The sequence below is a fragment of the Amycolatopsis sp. NPDC043887 genome, assembly GCF_056435665.1.
Window position 1 is genome coordinate 1 of the sequence record NZ_JBWKEB010000013.1, and the last position, 20,255, is coordinate 20,255.

A 20,255-nucleotide genomic window follows, 5' to 3' on the forward strand; every position below is an offset into this window, starting at 1 on the left:
TGCGCCGGTCGATGGGCGCGACCGGAATCTGCTGGGACAACAGCCCAGCGGAGTCGTTCTGGTCGACGTTCAAACACGAGCACTACTACCGGCACACGTACGCCACGAAGACAGAACTCGTTGCCGCGATTGACAAATGGATCATCTTCCACAACAGTGTGCGGCGGCACTCCGCTATCGGGATGCTCAGTCCCGACAACTTCGAGCAGTCACTCCGAACGGCTGCCTGAACCCCTCGTAAGCCCCTGTCCACCATTCGGGGTGAACCTCATGGAGCTGGCCTCGCGTGCTCATCGACGATGCGGTGTCTCATTCACCGTCGTGCACACCGGATGGCTTCGGCTCAGGCGTTGCCGCGCGAACGATGCTCGATCCCTGGAGTTGCCAGCCAGAAGGTAACTTCGCCGGTTTACTGAACGATGACGCATCCGCTGTGGCGCCGGTGAGATCGATCTCGGGTGGCTCCCAGCCGCGCCTCTGCATCTCTTCGGCTGTGTAGCGGTCCATGTCGAATACGCAGTCGTCGAACTCGATGCCTGACTTGAACGTCGTCTGTGACAGGTCCGCCTTGCCGGCGAATTCCGACTGAGTGAAGTACGCGCCGCCCGCGAAGGTGGCGTCCTGCAGGCAAAGTTTATAGAACACGCAGCGGGTGAAGATGGCCCGGTCGAGGAAGGTCGCACCTTCCATCCTCGCGACGATGCCGAATGACGTGTCGAAGAACCACACCTCGTCGTGGAACGTCGCGTCCATGAACTTCGGCGTGGAGATGAACTGGGCATCGTGAAAGAGCGCCTTGCCGATCGCACACCCCGTGAGGTCGAACTCGATCAGGGTCGCTCCCCGGAGATCCAGGTCGTACGGTTGATCGCGGAGCAGGTTGGCGAGAAGGTGCTGGACGGTGATCCGGACCTGCCACTCCTCGTGCTGCCGCACATCGGAAGCAGCAGGAAGCCGGTATCGCCCGTTCTTGAGTTGCTCCGGGACGAGATAGGGCATCCGCAGGTAGGAACAGAGCACGTTGATCACAACCGCGCGGCGACCGACGTCATCCCGCGCCAGCCGTTCGAGTGCGTAGAGCCCGCCGAGTCGGACCGGTGCCTTGTCAGACCCGATCTGTTCCACCGCTTGGACGTAAAGGTCAGTCAGCCGCCGCTCACACGAGTCGAGTTCAGCGGCGTCCGCAGCTCTAGCACTCTCGTGCAGCTGAATCTCTGTGGACCGCTGCCTGCGGGCAGCCATCCACAGAGCGAACACCCCACCGGTTCCCACGCCGACAGTCAGCGCGGTACGGATCGCCTCCAGCTGGGCTTTCGCCTGCTCAGTGCTCGCTTGCCTGCCCAAGACGACCAGCAACAACCAAATCGTCCCGCCCGTCAGCAGAATTGCGGTGGCAGCAGCAGCCGCTACCCACCACCACTTGAGAACAGGAAGCCGGTGCCGCGCTCGTTCCACCCCATCGGTCACGTCTCATTATCGCCCATCGGGCACGCCGTAACAGATCCTGCCCCTGGCAATTCCGTGCCTATGGATCAACGAGCGCGGCCACTCCTCGCCAAACGTCCGCTCATGCCGCCGGGCGGTCGTTCAGGAACGCGGCGGCCCAACGAACCGCGTAATAACCCGTTCCACTTCTGCGCTGGGTGTCGGTGGTCCCACGACTGGCAACATGGCGGTCCCTCGGCCTTGGCAACCGACAGATCGAAGCAACTCCAGCCGACGGCCGGGCAGCTCTCCACGGGGCTACGGCCACGTCTGTCGAGAGCCACGCTGTGTAACCGGGCGCGCGGCCAGATAGCTCCCCGCTAACTGGCCGCCAGCGGGGAGTTCAAACTTGCCACAACCCAGCGGTTCCAGCATCGTTGTGAACAATCGGCGCACGTGCTGCGTTACTCGCGGTAGCTACCGCCCAAAGCTGGGGGCGTCCTCATGACCCGGGCAGCATCAGCTCGTCAAGCGGCTGAAACCGGACCGGATCATCCACGATGCCCGGCTTTCCGGGCGATCGACGGATGAAGCCTTCGACGAGAACGGCGCGGCCTGCGTTGTGCCATTCCCACGCCTCACGGTAGACCTCAAGGTGGAGCCGCACCCTGACTTCCGATGATCGACCTCGGCGTATTGTCGAAACGGCGATTTCCCCGAATGGATCATCCCGATCTTCATGTCTGAATTGGACGATGGTGCCGGAGAAAACCTGCCGAGAAGGAACGTTTTGCTGACGCAGACGTTCCGCAACGAGCTGAACAAGGTCGACTGCCTCAGCACTGATCGATACCTGGCGCGGCATGGTATCGGGAGCAGGTACCGCGGGCGCCCAATCCACGGTGGTTTCGAACTCACCAATCGCACTTTCGTCGAGAACGTTGCCCAACGCGACACAGAATTCGCGACTCACGCCTCGATACACCAGTTCGTGAAGGTTGTCGGTACTCGGCATCTTGCCAGGCCCTGAGACGAGGTCATGCACGGCCTGCATCGACTGCGCGAACGTCCGCACCACGCGACGCTCAAACGGCTCGGGCGCAGCATTGTGACGGACAGGCTCCGAGAGATCGTCGTACAGCGTCGGCTGGTTTGACGCTGGTTGCTCAGGATCCGAAACGGGCACTAGCACCGGTATGATGAACGAGCCTCGCTCGGTGTGCCCCATGAACGCCTCACGGATCACCGCATCACCGATACGTGAGTAACTGCCCGCGATCTGAGCACGTTCCCAACGAGCTGTCGTTGCTGCCGCGCGCAGCATCTTCCGTGCAGAGCTGATCAGCTTTGTCGCCGCCTCAAGGGGAATCTTGTCAACGATGCGGTCGTCGTTAACTGCCCGCAGATGCGTCACATCGAAACGCGCGTGCCGCACTGCGTTGGCAGTGACCTTGAATTCTCGACGTTCAACGAGTGCAAGTCTGGTCAGCACTGAGCCGATCAACACATCATCCGGGTCGTATGGCACTCCGATTCGGCTTTCGCCCTTCGTCCAAAGCGTTCCACCCGAGCCTGGCGGGCTGGACGACCACCCGTGGGCTTTGAGATAGCTCACCAAATCGACCAGCTTCGGCAGGGTGACGGTGTCAGACAACCACACCGCCTCCTCCCGACCCGTCGAAGCTGGCCTCGACGTCCCCAGCCCACAGTCGCAGTGTGTCGGCCGTCAATCTCTGCGCCTTCGGAACGACGATGTTCTGCCCGTCGGGAAGCGTGTCGACGCGAACCCAAAAGGCGGCAGCACGATGCAGTGTCGCCTCGTCGTTATGATGCAACCATGAGACCTGGTCGTCCGGGTCGACGATCACCAGGACGAAGTACACGGGAACCCCGGAGCGCCTCCAACGCTGGCGCCATGCCTCCTCAATCGGCCAAGTCGCGGTCGACCCACCCTTGAGCCGAAACTGGCCAGTGCATTTAACCTGAACCCGAGCTGATGCGATTTCGAAATCAACACTGCCGTCGACTGCGAGCACGTCCTCGTCGGGGCTTGTTTCCTGGAATCCGACTCCAGCCTGGCTGCACACAGCGCGAACATAGGCGACGCCGAACCTCGACTTGGCCCGGTTGGGGTCCAAGGTCGCCACACCAAGCCGCGAACGGCTCCCGCCATCAACCATGATCGCCATCGTCTTGCATCGTCAGCCCGTTTTATAGCCATCGTTTGCGTGAACTACCGCAGATCGTTGGTACATTCGGACTATCGAGTTCGACGGGCGGAGGGCAACTTCGGCTAGCGCAAGACACGTACGCCGCCGGCGTAGGCACCGACTTCAACTGCGTCGAGTCGAACTTCTGAGCCGCTTTCGGGCGCATTGATCATCTTGCCACCACCGATGAAGATGCCGACATGGTGGATGAGGCCGGGGCTATAGAAGACAAGATCACCCGGCTGCAGCCCGCCGAGACCGGCTTCTCTCGGTATGCGAGTCCCTGCCACGAATTGCGCTCGACTGTTGTGCGGCAAGGCGATACCGACCTTGGCGTAGGCGAAGAGAACAAGGCCGCTGCAGTCAAAGCCGATCTTGTTGTAGTCCCCATGCCGGTCGGCGACGCCGCCGTCCCGGATACCGCGGCTGGGTCCAGCGGCCGTACCGCCGCCCCAGGCGTACGGCACGCCGAGCTGCGACATAGCGGCGTCAATGACGATCTTCGCTGCCCCGGAAACGCTGGCGGCGGGCTGGAGTTCAACCGCGTCGTAGCGCTCGATGTTAGCGAGGACCTGAGCGACGTAAGTCTGGCTGGCGTTGTACCGGAGGAGCGCTGCGCGGAGCTGAGCCTGATCTTTCAGGTCTCGGGGACCACTCCCGCACAGGTAGACCGCCGCGCCAAGAGCGGCGTCGAAGGCGTTGTGCAGGTTGCGAACGCCGTCGTCGTTGCCGTCTTGTTCGACGCCGGCCCAGGTGGTCGTGAGGAACTGGAACGGCCCGACGGCGCGTGCGAAGGTTCCGTCGGGATTTCGGATGGGCGTGCGGTTGCCTCCAACGCCGCTGCCATCGAGAGGAGGGCCGAGGATCGGTGGGCTGATGTCCCCGTTGGGCGCGATCGTCCGGCCGGACGCATGGCGGGATTCGACTTCGGCGATGCCTGCGAGGATCGACCAGCGCATCCCAGCGCAGGCAGGGCGAATGCCGGTGATGCGCTGCGCCGCCTGCTGGTAGGCGGTGAGCATGATGTCCGGGATTCCGGGCACTTGTCCTGGCGTCGAGCTTGATCCGTCTGCTCCCCCGGCGATGACGACGATGATCAGGACGGCGACGAGCACGCAGGCAATAGCAGGCCCGAACAGGAGAAAGAGAGCGAGACAGCCCCATCGTTTCGGGTGTTCGCGGACCTCGTTGCGGACGTGCTCGGCGAGTTGGAGGGCGAGCAGCGGGTTCATGACCGGTACTCGTTCAGCCGGGTGCGCAAGCGTTGCGACCACGTCGGCGTGATCGGCAGCATCCCCGGTGGCAGCGGTGTGGGGTCCGGACTCTGGCTGCGTGGCCTTCGCGGTCCAGTGCTGTCGGGAGTGGGAGCCGCAAGGTCGGTGCCGGTGAACTCAGGAGTGGCCGAAGTCCTGGCGGGCTGAGGCGCAACCGGCGACTCGCCAGATGAACGGCGGCTACCGAGAACCGACGCGGCGGTGGTTGCGACATTCAGCAGCGGGCTTGCGGCGGCACCGAGGTTTCCGGCGTAGGTATAGGCGTAGGCCTTCACCGCACCCGCCTTGCACCCAAGTGCCGCCTTAGCGGCGGTGCCCCGTGCGGTGAGGGCGGTGTGCGCGCGGTTGGCGGCGGCGGGCCAGGACACCGGGGCGCCCAGGGTGAAGGAGACGGCCTTGCTGCCGACCTTCCCGCCCACTTTGCTCGCGGTCACCAGCCTGTTCTTCAGGTCGTTCGCCGGGGCAATGGCTTCGGTGAAGGCACCGGTGCCGGTTTTGATCGTGCGGCTGATCCGGTGCGGTCCAGGCTCGACGATGGGCGAGGGCATGGATTTCGGCCCGCTACGTGGCCTGCCGAGTCGCTGGACACCGGTGTTGACGCCGTCACGGATCCGTTGAATGTTCGCCATGAGCCTTTTGCGGAACAAGAAGCCGGAGAAGACGACGATGTCGATGACGGCGAACTTGACCAGTTGCGGACCAAGGTCTGCGAGCATGAGCGACCGCAGGAGAACGGTCATGACGGCGATGAAGAACATGCCCATCAGCAGCTTGGCGATGGTTCCGGCTATCGAGCTGATGCGGTAGGCCAGCTGGTGCTGCAGTTGCGGGATCAGGGCTGCGATCAGGGCGAGGCTGAGCAGGAGGCCTTCGAAGAGCAGGAAGTACGGGGCAAGGATCTGGATCGCGTTGAGGCAGATGGTGAGGATCGCGAACAGGATCATCGCGACGGCGTACAGCCAGGCACCGAGCATACGGTCGCCGTCAGCAACCTCGTTGTACTTGCCGTACTCGCCAGGACACCCGGCCAGCTCCCGAGCCGGCGTGCTGTCCTTGCCGGACCAGGGGCCCTGGTCGAGGATCTGTTTGATCGAGTACTGGCAGGCACCGGTGCCCTGTTTGCCGGAGACCGGCGTCCCGTAGTTGAGGGTCTCCCACGGCGCGATGAGCAGGTTGTCGATGAGGGCTTGCCCGATCGGCGCCGCGGGGTTTCCGGTGCCGCCGGGTTGCTTGCCCATGATCACGGCGCTGACGTCGGCGCCGAGGTCTCGGCTGAGGCTGAGCACTCCCTCGTCGCCGACGAGGAAGTCGACGGGATGGGTGATGATCGCGATGGCCAGGACGTTGATCGCGATCGTGGATACGGTCTCGCGCCAGGCTCGGGTGGTGAGACCGCGCATGAACAGCAGGCCGAGGTAGCAGGTCGCGACGAGCAAGGCCAGCTCTCGAAGTTTCAAGCCCCCGATGACGGTGGTCTGCCAGATTTTCTCGAGGTCCTGCGCAGGTGCTTTGATCCAGTCGACGACGCCGGCGGTCATGGACCATTCGATGAACCAGACAGAGAAGCCGAGCGCGTACTTTCCGACGGCGAAGCCCATGTTCGCCAGCCAGAGCCAGATCGTCGGCATGGGGTTACTGACCAGCCAGGGCAGGTTGGCGAAGAGGTCGTAGTTGCGCAGATCTCGGCCGTAGCCGTCGTCGATGGTGAACATGCCCTTGAGGTGGGCGGCGTGCCCAGGATCGTTCTGCAAAGGCAGTGTCGGCGCATCCGGATCGGGATGGTCCAAGGTCGGCGGAGTCGGCTGCGGAGCGCGGGGATCAGGAACGACGAGGCACAGCGGGTACGGCTGGCACGGCCGCGGTTCGTTCGGTGGCAGCGGCACGACTTGCGCAGTGGCGGGCGCGGCGTTGCCGAGCAGTAGGGCGAGCACGATGGTGACGAGCGCGAGAGGTTTCGCGGCACGCGCGTTGAGCGTCATGAACGTCTCCCGAGGTCGCGCCGGTGGTGTCCGAGACATGGCGTGTACCAGCGGGTTTGATTCAGGGGCGCTGGACGGTGGGCGTGGTGAGAACGGCTTGAGGCAGGGTCCGGTAGGGCTGGGTCAGGATCTTGACCTTGCCGACCCGGCCGGCGTGGTCGCGGACCAGGAATTCCCCTGCGCGTGCTCGGCGTTCTTCTTCGCCGCCGGCGGGGTTGAGCGGTGAGAGGTCTTTGGTGACGATCTCCTGGTACCGGGTGTCGGCGGGGTCGACGCCGAGCCACGCGAGCCCGTGTCGGGCGAGACCGCTGTCGCGGTGGCGTCCGAGCATCCGGACGGCGATCAGGCCGCGGAGGACTTCGTCACCGAGGTCGTTTTCGGAGTGCGAGCCGAAGGCGGCGTCGGCGCCGTGCTTGCGCCCATCTCGGACGAACTCCAAGGCGATCTGCTGGCCCTCTGGAGTGCCGGTGACGTTGTAAGCCTCGTCGCAGATGAATTGGCCCCACCGCTGGGTTCCGAAGCAGATCTCCTTGGCGATCGCGGCGATCAGGAGATGGAAGGCACGGCCGAAGAGTTTCCTCGGTGGGATGCGGGCAGCCATGCGTTCGTTGCTCATCTCCAGGGTGTTCGGGAGCGGGATCTCATTGGTGCAGAAGACCACCATGTCGGCGCCGAGCACGTCGACGGGGTCGAGATCGAGGTCGAAGATCGGCCGGGTGATCGGATCGCGGCGAAGGCGCCGTAGTCGGTCGGCGAGGCCTCGAGACGCTGGGTCCGCGGCGCCGTGGTCGGTGAGGACGTCGATGAGGGCGTTGCTGGACGCGGTCGGCGAGCCGCTGACCTGGTCGAGGGCGCGGCCGAGCGCGTCGCGTTCGGCCGAGTTGGATTCCAGGTCCAGCCAGGAGGCGAAGAAGGTTTCGGCGATGCCGGTGCTGGACTTCGTCTTGCCGCGGAAGACCCGCAGAGGGTCGCAGGAGTGCCGGAGTTCGGTGTTAGCGGCTCGTCGGCTGTCGAGTGTGGGATCGATGATGTCTACGACCTGGCAGTTGCCCGGGAGCGCTTTCGCGACTGGTTCCCATTCGCGGCTCCGGGTGCGGTCGATGGCGATGACGCGACCGTCGAGCATCAGCCGGACGACGGCGGCGATGTTCTTCAGTACGACCGATTTCCCGGAGCCGAGTTCGCCGATCACCGCGACGCCTCCGGACGAGTCGTGGGTGGGCCCATACGTCGGGTCGAGCAGAAACGGCGTGATCGCGCCGCCGTCCAGAACCATGCCGAACAACGCGCCGCTGGGATCACCGAACTCGGCGGACGACATCGGGAGCAGCATCGCGCAGTCGCCGGCGAGCAGGTTCTGGCTGCACTCCCGCACGACGAGCGGTGTCCGATGGCCAGGGAGCATTGCCTGATAGAGCTGCTTTTGCCCACCGAGCGGCCTCTCCCACTTGTACTCGCCGCCCAAGAACATCTGCCGCAACGTTTTGGCCCGGGCGTCGCACTCGTCGGCGTTATCGCCCCACACGCACGCGACGACGCCGACCTCGAGTTCGATCTCGGTGGTGCTTGCACCGAGGCGGACGTTCTTGTGCTGGATCTCCTCCTGAGCAGAGTGAACGTCGGCAGGTACACCTGCGGTGTCTCCGCCGTGTTCGTCGTCCTGGCTCATCAGGTCGCGGGTGCGGCGCCGGTTGGCCGCGCGGGCCTCGTCGTTCGTCTTCGCCGCGATGCGCAGGGCGTAGTCGACTCCGAAGCCGATGTTCGCCAGTCGCGACAAGATCTCGTGCCCGGGGAAGCTGAAGGCGCGGGGCATCTCCGCGAGCACGAGAAAGGCTTGGTAGCTCTCGATGAGCCCGGCATCGTCGGGCGTGACGCACTTGAGGAACCGCTTGTTCAAGACCTGCAGCGGGTTTCCAAGGCGCTTGCCTTCGTCGCTGCGGGCGCCTTCGTCGAACACGGTCCGGCGCAAAGTCACCAGCCGAGCGCGGCTTCGGCCACATGACACAGTCGCGCCGGTGTTGTGCACGGTCGAGGCGCGTTCGAGCTGAGGCTCGCGAACGCCCCGGACCGGAGCGCGGCTCAGCCACCACAGCAGTTCGGCTTCGGTCGCTGGGCGAAGAGGAATTGCGCCGCCGAGCTCGTGCTCGATGACGCGCGCCAGTTCCTGTGCCTCAGCGACGGCTTGAGGTGACGCGGGTCGCGGCGGAAGGCCGAGGCCTGCGCTCAGTGCCGCTCCCGCGGCTCGCAGCAGGGCGCGGCCTCCGTCGCGCCAGCCGTTGCCGGCGAGGGGTTTGGCGATCCAATAGCTGCGGCCGAGCACGTCGAGGTCGTCGAGCTGGTCCCAGGCGTTGTGCACCGTTTCCGCCCAGTGCGGATTCTCGTCGAGGTCGATACCGCCGAGGCAGCGCCGGATGATCGCGTGAGGCTGGACCTGTTCACACAGCGACGCCAGCATCACCTCGCCGCGCAGGGACTTCATGAACGTGACAGTGCGGTTGTAGAGCTCGTGCAGATGCTTTCCCGTCGAGCGAGCGCTTTCGCGCGGGTGTGCCCGCCACACCGCCCAAACCGACCCATCCGCGCAGAACACCAGGTTGCCGCTGATGTCCTGGATCTGGTTCTCCATCACCGGGCTCCAGCGAGCAGCCGCTGCAGGGACGACTTCGGCGCGGAGCTATCCACACGCCACTGATCCTTGTCCACAGCGTGCAGGTAGAACCGCGGCGTCCCCGACTCCGGCCGCTCCGGCCGGTAGGGCCGACCCGCTAACGTTCCCGAGGACGACGCGAGCAGATGCGCCGAGAGGCCGACGAGCCAGCTGGCTGGCGTCCGTGACTCGATCCGCGCGCGGCGGACCGCGATCGCGGACAGCGGCACTCCCCAGCGCGCCGGGCCGAGCCAGTCCAGGAGCGGCAGCTTCCACACCACCAGCAGAAGGACGAGGAAGACTACGCCTTGGGTGAACGTGTACGGGCCACCAGGCAGGTATCCGCCGTCCCGGCCCGGCATCCGCCCGAACATCCGCGGGAACCGGCGCGACCGCGTGTACGACCGCCCAATCAGGACATCACCGCGCGCGCGTTGCGCGGTCATTTGGTGAACCAAGCGCCGAACATGCCCGATACGCCATCGAGATTGAGCAAAATGCCGAGGAAGATCGCGGCGATCACGCCGTACTTGATCGAGCGGGTGAAGTTGCCTCGCGTCCCGATCAGCAGGCCGATGCCGCCCACGACGGCCGCGAGCAGGATCAGGCGGCGAACGGCCTGGTCTCCCCAGGCGAGGTTGGTGTCGATCCAGGTCTTGACGTCGGCTGCGAACACAATGGTCGACATCTCTTCTCCTATTCGCCGGGCAGTTTCGAGGAGGTTGCCGGTGTCCCGGCCAGGAGCGGTGCCGGGTCGATCCGCGTGACTTCCCAACGGCCGGCCCGTGCGGCAAGGGTCAAGGCGTAATCCACCGTGGTGACCTGTCCGATGGCGTCGTAGCCCCAAGCACGCGCAGTCGCGTGAATTTCGGTCCCGTCCAGCGGTCGTGCTGCCTGCCCGGGCTCGAACGACTCATGGGTCCGAAGCTTCAGCAACTGAACCTCGGCGTACAGCGGGGGAACGATCGCGCCAATCTGTGCACCAGGCGAGATGTAGCGTTCCAGGTCGCCTCGACCTGCGAGAAACGCAGCGAGGAAGCCATGGACCGACTGTCCGACCGGCCCATTCAGCTCAGCGGTCTCTGCGTAGCCGAGTTCGGGCGCGGCGAGAACAGGCGGGCAAGCGACCGGCGCCGGCAGCGACGCCGCGACGTAGCCTTGACGACCACCGACGAGGCTGACCTGAGCGCAGGCCGGCCTCGCTCGATGTTTTCCGTCGGGCTGCTGGGCCAGCAAGTTGGTCGCGACGATCACTGTCCACGAACCTGGCCGCGGCGACACGACCGACAACGTGCTCGTATCGACCGGGATCTGTGTCCCGACAGCCCGAGTCGACTTCATCCCCGCCGGGTAGAAGGCCTCCAGCCCAGCGGAGTCTTCACGGCTGGCCGCGAGCCATGATCGGACGTACATCTCAGCCCAGCCCTGCGGCTGCCTCGCATCGAACGGCTCCGCGGCATGCGGGAGTTCAGGCGGCGCACTCGGCTGCAGCACCGCGAGGCCCACGATCACCGCCAACGGACTTGCGATGATCACACACCAACCCGATATCCGGCCGAACCGTCGAGCTAGACCACAAAAGACCGTCTCCAGCCGGGCATCGGGGATCACCCGGGCGACGGCATTCGCTGGAGGCTTCATGACCGCGCCTCGATGCCCATCACCTGATGCAGGCGTTTGCGGAGTTCTCGATCATCGGAATCGGCGAGCGAGTCCAGTACCTCACAAGCCGGGAACCCGACCTCATCGAGGAAGCGCTGAAGCTCCTCGTACAGCTGCCGATCGACCATCGTCGCTAGGAGCCGTCGTCCCAGGTCCCTCGCTCGGACTCGAGCGTGGGCGACGAGGAGTTCACCGGGGGCGAGGTCGGGACGGGGTCCGGTCACGGAGGCTCCCTGGGGTGTCGGCGGGCTGCGGCACTCAAGGCACGCCCCGATCTACCGACCTTTGATGCACCCGCCTGGTGCACTAGCACTGTTGCTGCCATTCGCGACCAGCGGTCGCCAGCGTGTCGAGCGCCCGGTTCCTCCGGCGTGTGGCTGTCGGCTGGCTCACCCCGAACGTCGCGCCGAGTTGCCGATCGGTCGCGACGCCGTCCCGGCCCATCTGGTCGCCGAAGTATCGCGCCGTGAGAATGGCCGCTTCCTGCTTGTCCAGCCACTGTTGCTCGACTGCCCACGACAGCAGCTCCAACAGCTGTTCAGAAGCGTCCTTTTCAGTCTGTGGCTCCGCCATGGGGCAGTAGACCGCGTCGTCGTCAATGTTCACGACGTCGGCGGCGGCTTGGCTGGTGGCGACACCGAGAGCTCGAAGAGCTGATCGTTGGGTGTCGCAGACCAGGTTGGCGGCGACGTGGTGACGTCGGCGAAGGGGGTAACAGCGGATCTGCTCCCATAAATGTCCGATGACCGCGGCCTGGATATCGGCATTCGTTTCATTCAGCGAGACGCCACCTCCGGTCACCCCACGGCGAGCGCCGAAAGTCCCGACCGCGGCCCGGCTCGCGCGAATAACCCTGGCGACGATGCCGGGTACGGCGGCCACCATGGCGTTCAGTACGAGTTCCGCTGCAACGGCTCCTCCGTTGCCGTCGATAGAGGCCCGCTGCAGCAAGGCGTACAGGACTTCGTCGTGATGGTCGTAGTCACGGCTGTCCAGGACCTCGGTCAGCCGCCTATGCGAACTCACGTCGGCCAACGCCGGGTCGTCCTCCGACCAGGAGCTCAGAGCCGCATCGAACCTTTCGAGCGATTTTGGACGAGCCAGCTGTCGCTGGAGCGCAGTGAGCGGGCTGCAGGCAGATGCGGTGGCGGACATCGCGGTGGCCTTTCGAGTGGTGACAAGATCGCCACGAGGCTCGAGACCGCCCCTCGCCCTTTCCCTGGCCCAGATGCTTGCCCTGGGCTGGGGCAAGTAGGTATGTCACTCGTTCGGGCGTACAGGAGGGTGCACCGTGGCCGTCACGGCGAGAACACGACATCCTCGCGCGAGACTTGATCGCCGCACCCGAGACCAACATCGGCCGCGGTCTCGACCCTCCGGGAGCCGACGAGACACGGGTCACGCGCGGGGCTTGCGACGCGTCCAACTCAGGTTGGGCAGAATGCGGGCGAGCTCGTATGTACTTGGCACCGGAAAACCTGCTGGGCTCCATTCGACAGTCTCCCCTAGCGACTACGAGATCACGCGTTGGCCAGGGTCTCGGCGACCTCAGGCTGGCGACTAAAGCGAGACTGCTCTCGACGTCTCATCGAGATTTCATCGCGGGGCGCAAATGGCAGAGCCTCACGCCAATGAATTGTTCGGCACCGGCAAGGCACATGTCTTCAGAGACACTTCCGGCCCGGCGAGACTGGCCGCGAGACCAGCGAGACCCACTCCAGTGCAGGTCTCGCTACCGCGTTGGCCGCCGGGATCACAGTCTCGGAGGGCTGATGGGACAAGGAGCCGACGACGAGGCGACCGACCCAACATCGCCCTCCGGAGAGGCCGCGTGGTGCTACGCTCAACCGAGCAAGCGCGGCATAGATCGCACCTTTTCCGGTCACATAGACCGAGTCCACGGAACCGAAGCCAAAATGGTTCGGAAACGACTTGCCGCCGCCACCACTGATCTCTTGCGCTGGGCACGCGAAAGCGCCGACAGCGGATTACACGAGGACGGCGATCCCGCATGATTTCACCCGACGAGTTGACCGCAGCCGCACCGGCTCTGCTGTCCACACCTGATGGACGCATGACGCAGATCCCGGTATCGGGCCCCTCGGGCCTGTCGGACTACGCGGTTTCGCCGTTGGGCATGCCCACCGCGCTCCTCCGAGACGAAGTCCGTGTCGCCTTCCTCGCACGTACCTCCACCGAGGACCAGCAGGATCCCCGCCAATCCATCCTGCGCCAGCTCGGCAACTCCAAGGCCGCCATCCCCGAATCCTGGGTGATCGTCGCGCACTTCTACGACGTCGAGTCCGGGCGCATGGAGCTCGCATCCCGCGGACGCGGCGAGAACTACGAGCGGTTCGGCATCCCGATCGCCCGCGACGGCGGCATCACCGACCTCCTGACCGAGGCCGCCAGCCCCAAACGCCGGTTCGACGTCGTCATCTGCGAGAACATCGCACGCGTCGCCCGACGGGCCTTCGAAGGCTTGTCGGTCGAGCGCGAACTGGAGCGAAACGATGTGCCCTTGTTCGCTTCGAACGAGCCGATCACGGTCTCTGGGAGTCGCGCTCAGCGGATCCTGCAGCGCCGGATCAACCAGTCGGTGGCCGAGTACGAGGTCCTCAACACCCTCGAACAGTCCTGGGGCGGCCTCTGCACCCATGTGCGCGAAGGCTGGAACATCGGCAAGCCGTGCCATGGCTACAAAGCGAAAGTCTTCAAACACCCGAACCCCGCGAAGGCGGCCAAGGGCTACACGAAGTCACGACTCGAACCTGACGACCTCAAAGGCGAGACAGTCACGCAGATCGCGTTGTGGCGGTACTACGAACGCCTCGGCTGCGACACGATCGCCGACCGGCTGAACGCGGACCTGGACAAGTACCCACCTCCCGAGCCTCCGGGCAAGCGACGTGCACGCGGCGTCTGGGGCAGATCAAGCGTGTACGACATCCTGCGAAACCCCAAGTACACCGGCTACCAGGTCTTCAATCGACGCGCCACGCGATCGCGCCGAGGCAAGCACAACGACCCGATCAAGTGGGTCTGGTCGCCGGCCCCGGTGCACGAGCCGTTGATCCCGAAGTGGATGTACGACGCGATCAACGCGGGCTGGAAGACCAAACAGGGGTCACGCGGCTCAGAAGCGCCGAGCACGCATCCAGCCGCCGGCAGGACCTATCTGTTCCGAGGGCGGCTGTTCCATGGATGCGGCCGGCGTTTGGTCGGTGTACCGCGGCACGACCGGGCTTACTACCTCTGCAGGCCCAGCAACAACAACCGCGGCCGCTCGGACAGGTTCACCGACCACGAGAACGCTCTCTATCTTCGAGAGGACGCCCTCCTGGACGCTGTCGCAAAGTTCTTCGCCGACCGCGTCTTCGGCCCTGATCGTCGCAAGGTCCTCGAAGCCGACCTGGTCGGCACCGACGATAACGCCACAGTCGAGCGCAAGGAAGAACGAGCGCGGATCCAGCGACAGCTCGCCGAGATCGCCAGAAAGCAAGCATCGATCCTGAAGCAAGCGCAGCAAGGGGACCCGGACGATCCCTTTACGGCCGCATTGCGCGGCAGCTACAACGAACTAGCCAAGGACGAGAAGCAACTCCAGGCGAAGATCGCTGCCCTCGACGAGGCGGACTCTTCAACGCCTCAGAGGATGACAGCCGATGAAGTGCCTCTGATCGACGCACTTCCCTATCTCGCGACAAACCTCGCAAAGGCTCCAGAACCGTACCTGCGGGCGCTGTTCGAAGCCGTCCAGCTCGCCATCGTGGTTCACGATGACGGCGAACATGCGACAATCACGATCAAGCTCCCGGCAGACAAGCTGCCGGAGATCGCTCAGGTAGCGGAAAGGATCACCGAACCCATGAACCCTCAAGACCTCCCGGCGCAGTGCGCCGGTTCGGCTTGTGAGGTTCCTGTTGGTGCCCCCGGTGAGATTCGAACTCACACTGGACGGGTTTTGAATCCGTTGCCTCTGCCAGTTGGGCTACGGGGGCGGTGCCCCGTGAACTTTACGGGATCACGGGACCGCGCCTGACGCCGGGCCTGGAGTGTGCCGACCGTCTGACGTGGTGAACGCCATCTAGCCGTCTGGATCGTTCCCGGTAGGCTTCAGGTTCGCGGACAGACCGCGAGCCGAACTGCCCGACGACCTTCAGGAGGACCCCGGTGACCGAGCAGGCTGCCGAGGCCAATGGTGCCGTCGCCGCACCCCAGCGGCGGGTGCTCGTGGCCGAAGATGAGGCCCTCATCCGTCTGGATCTCGTCGAGATGCTCCGTGAAGAGGGTTATGAGGTGGTCGGTGAGGCCGGGGATGGCGAGCAGGCCATCAACCTGGCCACCGAGTTGAAGCCCGACCTGGTGATTCTCGACGTCAAGATGCCCAAGCTCGACGGTATCGAGGCCGCCTCCAAGATCACCGGCGACCGGATCGCGCCGGTCGTCATCCTGACCGCGTTCAGTCAGCGCGACCTCGTCGAGCGGGCCAGGGACGCGGGCACGATGGCGTACCTGGTCAAGCCGTTCGCCAAACGTGACCTGGTGCCGGCCATCGAGCTGGCCGTGAGCCGGTTCGCCGAGCTCCAGGCGCTCGAGTCCGAGGTCGCCGGCCTCACGGACCGGCTCGAGACGCGCAAGGTCATCGACCGCGCCAAGGGGCTGCTGATGAGCCGTCAGGGGCTCACCGAGCCGGACGCGTTCCGCTGGATACAGCGCACCGCGATGGACCGCCGGACCACGATGAAGGCGGTCGCCGAGGCGGTCGTCGAAAGCATCGGCTGACCCGACGCCCGTGAAGGCCATCTCCGTCGCCGGAGGTGGCCTTTTCCGGTTCAGAGGCCGCTTGCCGCCCGCATCACCCAGTGGACGTCGGTGTTCTCGACCGTGCCACCCAAACGGGTGGCGCCAGGGCCTTCGGCGGTGACCGGGGTGTCAGAGCCTGTGTGGTCGTGGGTCGTCCAGTCCACGGTGAACCGGAGCTTCGAACCCGGGACGTCGAACGGCCCGTCCTGGTCGGGATCGGTGTCGGAGGCGTCGTAGTTCTCGATGGCCAGCCCGCCGGTCTCGTGGTCGCCGCCGATGATCACCAGCGTGTCGGGATGCGTCCGGACGAACCGCATGACCTCGGCGACGGTGTCGTCGAGCGCGCGGCCGGCGTCGATCACGCCGTGCGCGTTGTTCTCGTGCGACATCCCGTCGGTTCCCTCCTCCTCCAGGAACAGGAAGAAGCCGCGCGGGTTCTTGGAGAGGGTGTCCAGCGCCTTGCGCGCCATCTGCTGGAGCGGCACCCGCGGCGCGTACTTCCCGACGCCGTCCGGGCCGTAGTCGACCATGTCCTCGTTCGCGAACAGGCCGAGGATCCGGTTCGCCCGCGTATTCCGCAGTTCGTCGCCGTCACGCACGTAGGTGTAGCCCGTCCGCTGCGCGCGCTCGACAAGGTTGCCGTACGGACTGCGACTCTCCTCCCCCGGCTTGTCCGGCCAGAGCCCGGGGTTGCCCTTCGGATACCACCAGTCCTCGCCTCCGCCGAGCAGAACGTCCGGGCGGCTGTTCTCGATGTACTGCTTCGCGATGTCGCTCTGCGAGTCCCGGCTGGGCACGTGCGCCGCGAAGGCCGCGGGCGACGCGCCGGTCACCTGCGCGGTCGTCACCAGGCCGGTCGACTTCCCCGCCCGCTTCGCCCGTTCGAGGATTGTCTCCAGCGGGCGCCCGTGGGCGTCCACGCCGACAGCGCCGTTGCGCGTCTTGTGCCCGGTCGCGAGGGCGGTGGCCGCGGCGGCCGAGTCGGTGACGATCTCGTCGGGGTCGTCCGAGGACGTCCGCACGAGGCCGGTGACCGCGAGCCCGTCCATCGCCAGCCTGCCGTTCTTGCCCTTGAGCGCCAGCCGGAGCAGGTCACGCTGGCCGAGGCCGAGGCCGTCGCCCTGAAGGTAGATGATGTTGCGCGCCGAGCGCGCCCCGGACCCAGCCACTGTCGTGTCCGCGACGGCGGCCGAACCACCGCACAGGACCGCCAGAACCGTCGCCGCCGCCAGCCCACGTCCGCGCACATCGCCTCCCGTTAGTTAGGAACCTTTCCTAGCAGAGAAGCCGCGTGAAGGCCAGAGGCCCGCTCAGCCGCGCAGGATGCCCGCGTCGTGGGCGGGGATCGCGGCCTGGACACGGTTCGCGCAGCCCAGCTTGGCGAGGATCCGGCTGACGTGGATCTTCACTCGCCCCGGCCAGGGCATGGCTTGCCGGTCCTGGTGGCGCACTGTTTCGCATAGGTGAGCAGGGGTCTTCCACCCCCTTCGCCTGCTCGACGGTGTCGGCACGCCGATCGAGATAGGTGTTGTCGACGCCGTCGAGCACCATGACGCGGATCTTCTTCTCCGTGTCGCAGCGCAGCCGCGGTTCGCTGCCGCCGATCCCCCGTGGATCGAAGCCGACCAGGTCGAACCGTTCCCGGACCGCGGCCGGCCACGTACCCGCGATGTCCTTGACCATGGCGACGCCGGACTGCCCGGGCCGCCGGCGACGAGCGTGCCGAGCGGCCCCGGCCGGGTCGCGCCGCAGGAACGACGTCAGCGCCGCCCCGCGCTCCGGTTCGTCCACTTTGGTCACCGGGCAGGACTTCCCTGCGATGTCGTACATCCGGTGCAACCCCGCCGCCGCTCCGCGCACGACCTTCGACAGGCTGAAATGACGGCACCGTCGTCGGCCGCGGGGACCAGGCCGAAAGACATACCCACGATCGGTGAGATCCAGACCACACGATCGGGTCGTGACGATCTTCGCGCGGCTGGGTCTATGGAGTGTGGAAGCGAAAGAACTTCCACCGCAGGCAACGGAATCCGAACCCGAGGAGATCGCGATGACGAACACCGCCACCACCGCCAAGCCGAACTCGAACTCCGCCGCCCCGGCCGAGAACAGCGCGCTCGTCTCCCCGCAGGGCGTGACCACGATCGCCGACACCGTCGTGCAGAAGGTCGCGGGCCTCGCGACCCGCGAGATCACCGGTGTCCACGCGCTGGGCGGCGGCGCCGTGCGGGCGTTCAACGCGCTGCGCGAGCGCATCCCCGGCGCCACCGCGTCCGCCGGTCAGGGCGTCTCCGTCGAGGTCGGCGAGCGCCAGGCCGCGGTCGACCTGCAGATCGTCGTCGAATACGGCGTCGCGATCGCGGATCTTGCCAAATCGGTGCGGCGCAACGTGATCGGCGCCGTCGAGCAGATGACCGGGCTCGAGGTCGTCGAGGTCAACATCAACGTGTCCGATGTGCACATCCCCGGCGATGACGACAGCGACGAAAGCACCGAATCCACCCGCGTCCAGTGACCATCGGCGCCGGTTCGCGCCCGACCACAAGGAGAACGTTCATGAACGCCACCCATCTCGGCCTGTTGACCGGTCTCGTGCTCGGCGTGGCCGGCGCGTTCGGCGGCTTCGGCGCCTTCCTCGTCGTGCTCGTGCTCGCCGTCCTCGGCCTGCTGGTCGGCCGGTTCCTCGACGGCAAGCTCGACCTTTCGGCCCTGTCGGGCCGCGACAGGGGCTGATCGCCATGATGACCATGACCGCCGCGCCCGGAACGGACGGGCGCGGCGCCCTGACCGTGGCCGACGGCGCCGTCGAGCGGATCGCCGCACAGGCGATCACCGAACTCGACGGTGTCGGCGGCGCGGCCTCCCGGGTGCTCGGGATCGCGGTCGGCGGGGAAGACCCCGATCAGGGCGCCAAGGTGAGCGCGCACGTCACCGGCTCGACGGCCACTTTGGACGTCCGGCTCTCGGTGAAGTATCCGCTTTCCGTGCGCGCCAGCACCGAAAGCGCGCGAGAGCATCTGATCCGCCGCGTCGGCGAGCTCTCGGGCCTGGCCGTCACGCGGGTCGACATCACCGTCACGGCCCTGCATTCCACGGAGACCGAAACGAGGAGGGTCCGATGAAACGGCGCCCCCGCCGCAGTGTCCCGGCCGTGCTGGTCGCCCTCGTGGTGCTCGCCGGATGTGTAGTGGCCGCCACCGTCGCGGTCCAGACGATCATCGGCGAGAAACCGTGGATCAGCTACGACACCGTCGCGTCCGCCCTGCACGGCACTCAGTGGAGTGACCCGCTTCCGGCGATCGCGGGCGGCGTGGTCGCGCTGCTCGGCCTGGTGCTCCTCGTGGCCGCGATCGTGCCGGGACGGCCCACCGTGCTGCCGCTCGAAGGCGGCACGGATTCCGGGGCCTCCCGGCGCAGTTACCGGTCGACGCTGCGCACCGCGGCGTCCACTGTGGATGGTGTCTCGGCGGCGAAACTGAAGGTCAAGCGGAACAAGATCGTCTCGGTGGTCACCACCGGGCGGACGAACACCGCCGGACTCGCCGACGCCGTCCGCGCTGCCATCGAGCACCGCCTCTCCCAGATCGGCCCCGCCGCCGTCCCTGCCGTGCGGGTCCGCGTCAAGGCCACGAGGAGCGCGTCATGACCGATCTCAACCGTCCCGCCCGCCTGAACCGCACCCTGCTGGTGCTGATCGGGATCGTGCTGCTCGCCGTCGGCGGGTTCGCCGTCGGCACCCATTTCGGCAGGATCCCGCTGCTCGATCCCGGCGCCACGCTCGTCCCCGGCACCGCCATGCCGCCCGGATGGGTCTGGTACGCCGTCTCCGGGGGCGCGGTGGTCGTCGGGCTGCTGGCGCTGCGCTGGCTCATCGCGCAGCCTGTCCGCAAACCGAAGTCCCACACCTGGCGTTTCGACCAGGACACCGGTCAGACCGCGCTGGCCGCGAGCACCGCGGTGGAACCGTTCGCCGCGGAGGTCGCGACCTATCCCGGCGTCCACGCCGCGCACGCCACGCTCGGCGGATCCCAGGACGCGCCGGTGCTTGCCGTGGTGCTGAGCGCCGAACAGGACGGCGATGTGGCCGCCATCCGCGAGCGGATCACCGAGGAGGGCCTGCCGCGCTTGCGTCAGGCGCTGGATCTCGCCGAGCTTCCGATGACCATCGAGTTCCGCTTCACCGCGAAGGCCGGTTCCCGCATTCAGTGACACCCGTCCGCGGCCCCGTCCGCGCCGAACACCTCGCGAGAGG

General features: G+C 66.1%; 22 protein-coding genes, 1 tRNA gene and 1 pseudogene. 8 read left to right on the forward strand and 16 right to left on the reverse strand.

All coding sequences use genetic code 11. The annotated features are described in order from the left end of the window. Positions 1 to 230 (forward strand): integrase core domain-containing protein (locus AC069H_RS30140; RefSeq protein WP_478234588.1); only part of this gene is annotated, 230 nt, incomplete at its 5' end. 79 nt (positions 231 to 309) lie between these two features. Here the strand turns inward: AC069H_RS30140 and AC069H_RS30145 are convergent. The 12 genes from AC069H_RS30145 to AC069H_RS30200 all read right to left on the reverse strand — a co-directional run bounded on the left by AC069H_RS30145 (position 310) and on the right by AC069H_RS30200 (position 13,856). Next, positions 310 to 1,467, reverse strand: coding sequence for a pentapeptide repeat-containing protein (locus AC069H_RS30145; protein ID WP_478234589.1), 1,158 nt, complete (start codon positions 1,465 to 1,467; stop codon positions 310 to 312). A gap of 460 nt (positions 1,468 to 1,927) precedes the next feature. Then, a complete protein-coding gene (locus tag AC069H_RS30150) occupies positions 1,928 to 3,079 on the reverse strand; it encodes a hypothetical protein (protein ID WP_478229735.1) in 1,152 nt (383 codons plus the stop codon). Then, the gene (locus tag AC069H_RS30155; protein ID WP_478229734.1) at positions 3,072 to 3,614 is read right to left on the reverse strand and encodes a DUF4365 domain-containing protein; all 543 of its coding nucleotides are present in this window, start codon (positions 3,612 to 3,614) and stop codon (positions 3,072 to 3,074) included. Before AC069H_RS30155 ends, AC069H_RS30150 begins: the two co-directional genes overlap by 8 nt. A 104-nt stretch (positions 3,615 to 3,718) precedes the next feature. Further along, the gene (locus tag AC069H_RS30160; RefSeq protein ID WP_478234590.1) at positions 3,719 to 4,867 is read right to left on the reverse strand and encodes a C40 family peptidase; all 1,149 of its coding nucleotides are present in this window, start codon (positions 4,865 to 4,867) and stop codon (positions 3,719 to 3,721) included. Then, entirely contained in the window at positions 4,864 to 6,888 is a 2,025-nt protein-coding gene (locus AC069H_RS30165) for a hypothetical protein (protein WP_478234591.1), read from the reverse strand. Before AC069H_RS30165 ends, AC069H_RS30160 begins: the two co-directional genes overlap by 4 nt. Positions 6,889 to 6,949: 61 nt before the next feature. Further along, positions 6,950 to 9,514: an ATP-binding protein gene (locus tag AC069H_RS30170; protein WP_478234592.1), complete on the reverse strand. Its 2,565-nt coding sequence runs from the start codon at positions 9,512 to 9,514 to the stop codon at positions 6,950 to 6,952. After that, positions 9,514 to 9,981, reverse strand: coding sequence for a hypothetical protein (locus AC069H_RS30175; protein WP_478234593.1), 468 nt, complete (start codon positions 9,979 to 9,981; stop codon positions 9,514 to 9,516). Before AC069H_RS30175 ends, AC069H_RS30170 begins: the two co-directional genes overlap by 1 nt. Further along, entirely contained in the window at positions 9,978 to 10,223 is a 246-nt protein-coding gene (locus tag AC069H_RS30180; protein WP_378411664.1) for a hypothetical protein, read from the reverse strand. Before AC069H_RS30180 ends, AC069H_RS30175 begins: the two co-directional genes overlap by 4 nt. A gap of 8 nt (positions 10,224 to 10,231) precedes the next feature. Continuing rightward, the gene (locus tag AC069H_RS30185; protein WP_478234594.1) at positions 10,232 to 11,176 is read right to left on the reverse strand and encodes a conjugal transfer protein; all 945 of its coding nucleotides are present in this window, start codon (positions 11,174 to 11,176) and stop codon (positions 10,232 to 10,234) included. Then, positions 11,173 to 11,421: a hypothetical protein gene (locus AC069H_RS30190; RefSeq protein ID WP_478234595.1), complete on the reverse strand. Its 249-nt coding sequence runs from the start codon at positions 11,419 to 11,421 to the stop codon at positions 11,173 to 11,175. Before AC069H_RS30190 ends, AC069H_RS30185 begins: the two co-directional genes overlap by 4 nt. Positions 11,422 to 11,503: 82 nt before the next feature. Beyond that, on the reverse strand, positions 11,504 to 12,352 hold the full coding sequence (locus AC069H_RS30195; protein ID WP_478234596.1) for a hypothetical protein: 849 nt from the start codon (positions 12,350 to 12,352) through the stop codon (positions 11,504 to 11,506). Between the two features lie 862 nt (positions 12,353 to 13,214). Beyond that, positions 13,215 to 13,856: a hypothetical protein gene (locus tag AC069H_RS30200; protein WP_478234597.1), complete on the reverse strand. Its 642-nt coding sequence runs from the start codon at positions 13,854 to 13,856 to the stop codon at positions 13,215 to 13,217. Here AC069H_RS30200 and AC069H_RS30205 point away from each other — a divergent pair. Next, positions 13,857 to 14,291: pseudogene (locus tag AC069H_RS30205) on the forward strand (recombinase family protein); the annotation flags it as partial. 42 nt (positions 14,292 to 14,333) lie between these two features. Here the strand turns inward: AC069H_RS30205 and AC069H_RS30210 are convergent. Further along, the gene (locus AC069H_RS30210; protein ID WP_478234598.1) at positions 14,334 to 14,699 is read right to left on the reverse strand and encodes a hypothetical protein; all 366 of its coding nucleotides are present in this window, start codon (positions 14,697 to 14,699) and stop codon (positions 14,334 to 14,336) included. 422 nt (positions 14,700 to 15,121) lie between these two features. After that, positions 15,122 to 15,198 (reverse strand) — tRNA-Leu (locus tag AC069H_RS30215). A 172-nt stretch (positions 15,199 to 15,370) separates the two neighbouring features. Here AC069H_RS30215 and AC069H_RS30220 point away from each other — a divergent pair. Continuing rightward, complete coding sequence (locus AC069H_RS30220; protein WP_005157321.1) at positions 15,371 to 15,982, forward strand: ANTAR domain-containing response regulator; 612 nt, start codon at positions 15,371 to 15,373, stop codon at positions 15,980 to 15,982. A 50-nt stretch (positions 15,983 to 16,032) separates the two neighbouring features. Here the strand turns inward: AC069H_RS30220 and AC069H_RS30225 are convergent, their stop codons facing one another. Both AC069H_RS30225 and AC069H_RS30230 read right to left on the reverse strand, forming a co-directional pair. Beyond that, positions 16,033 to 17,250 carry an alkaline phosphatase gene (locus AC069H_RS30225; protein WP_478234599.1) on the reverse strand — a complete coding sequence of 406 codons (1,218 nt, stop codon included), beginning with the start codon at positions 17,248 to 17,250 and terminating at the stop codon, positions 16,033 to 16,035. A 28-nt stretch (positions 17,251 to 17,278) separates the two neighbouring features. Further along, positions 17,279 to 17,833, reverse strand: coding sequence for a hypothetical protein (locus AC069H_RS30230; protein WP_478234600.1), 555 nt, complete (start codon positions 17,831 to 17,833; stop codon positions 17,279 to 17,281). A 220-nt stretch (positions 17,834 to 18,053) separates the two neighbouring features. Between AC069H_RS30230 and AC069H_RS30235 the strand changes: the two genes are divergently transcribed. From AC069H_RS30235 to AC069H_RS30255, 5 genes are read left to right on the forward strand one after another with little or no spacing between them, the layout of a single operon-like run. Next, positions 18,054 to 18,518, forward strand: coding sequence for an Asp23/Gls24 family envelope stress response protein (locus tag AC069H_RS30235; protein WP_478229723.1), 465 nt, complete (start codon positions 18,054 to 18,056; stop codon positions 18,516 to 18,518). Positions 18,519 to 18,559: 41 nt separating this feature from the next. After that, positions 18,560 to 18,736, forward strand: a complete 177-nt coding sequence (locus AC069H_RS30240) for a hypothetical protein (RefSeq protein ID WP_185927356.1) — start codon at positions 18,560 to 18,562, stop codon at positions 18,734 to 18,736. 5 nt (positions 18,737 to 18,741) lie between these two features. Then, positions 18,742 to 19,125, forward strand: coding sequence for an Asp23/Gls24 family envelope stress response protein (locus AC069H_RS30245; RefSeq protein ID WP_478234601.1), 384 nt, complete (start codon positions 18,742 to 18,744; stop codon positions 19,123 to 19,125). Continuing rightward, positions 19,122 to 19,649, forward strand: a complete 528-nt coding sequence (locus AC069H_RS30250) for a DUF6286 domain-containing protein (protein WP_478234602.1) — start codon at positions 19,122 to 19,124, stop codon at positions 19,647 to 19,649. Before AC069H_RS30245 ends, AC069H_RS30250 begins: the two co-directional genes overlap by 4 nt. After that, complete coding sequence (locus AC069H_RS30255) at positions 19,646 to 20,212, forward strand: Asp23/Gls24 family envelope stress response protein (protein WP_478229720.1); 567 nt, start codon at positions 19,646 to 19,648, stop codon at positions 20,210 to 20,212. Before AC069H_RS30250 ends, AC069H_RS30255 begins: the two co-directional genes overlap by 4 nt. Positions 20,213 to 20,255 lie beyond the last annotated feature (43 nt).

Coding starts and splice junctions, on each gene's coding strand:
- AC069H_RS30245 (WP_478234601.1), top strand. CDS start 18,742: ATGATGACCATGACCGCCGCGCCCGGAACGGACGGGCGCGGCGCCCTG.
- AC069H_RS30170 (WP_478234592.1), bottom strand. CDS start 9,514: ATGGAGAACCAGATCCAGGACATCAGCGGCAACCTGGTGTTCTGCGCG.
- AC069H_RS30200 (WP_478234597.1), bottom strand. CDS start 13,856: ATGGGTGCAGAGGCCGCCCCAGGACTGTTCGAGGGTGTTGAGGACCTC.
- AC069H_RS30165 (WP_478234591.1), bottom strand. CDS start 6,888: ATGACGCTCAACGCGCGTGCCGCGAAACCTCTCGCGCTCGTCACCATC.
- AC069H_RS30255 (WP_478229720.1), top strand. CDS start 19,646: ATGACCGATCTCAACCGTCCCGCCCGCCTGAACCGCACCCTGCTGGTG.
- AC069H_RS30230 (WP_478234600.1), bottom strand. CDS start 17,833: ATGTACGACATCGCAGGGAAGTCCTGCCCGGTGACCAAAGTGGACGAA.
- AC069H_RS30185 (WP_478234594.1), bottom strand. CDS start 11,176: ATGAAGCCTCCAGCGAATGCCGTCGCCCGGGTGATCCCCGATGCCCGG.
- AC069H_RS30240 (WP_185927356.1), top strand. CDS start 18,560: ATGAACGCCACCCATCTCGGCCTGTTGACCGGTCTCGTGCTCGGCGTG.
- AC069H_RS30235 (WP_478229723.1), top strand. CDS start 18,054: ATGACGAACACCGCCACCACCGCCAAGCCGAACTCGAACTCCGCCGCC.
- AC069H_RS30250 (WP_478234602.1), top strand. CDS start 19,122: ATGAAACGGCGCCCCCGCCGCAGTGTCCCGGCCGTGCTGGTCGCCCTC.
- AC069H_RS30180 (WP_378411664.1), bottom strand. CDS start 10,223: ATGTCGACCATTGTGTTCGCAGCCGACGTCAAGACCTGGATCGACACC.
- AC069H_RS30175 (WP_478234593.1), bottom strand. CDS start 9,981: ATGACCGCGCAACGCGCGCGCGGTGATGTCCTGATTGGGCGGTCGTAC.
- AC069H_RS30160 (WP_478234590.1), bottom strand. CDS start 4,867: ATGAACCCGCTGCTCGCCCTCCAACTCGCCGAGCACGTCCGCAACGAG.
- AC069H_RS30155 (WP_478229734.1), bottom strand. CDS start 3,614: ATGGCGATCATGGTTGATGGCGGGAGCCGTTCGCGGCTTGGTGTGGCG.
- AC069H_RS30195 (WP_478234596.1), bottom strand. CDS start 12,352: ATGTCCGCCACCGCATCTGCCTGCAGCCCGCTCACTGCGCTCCAGCGA.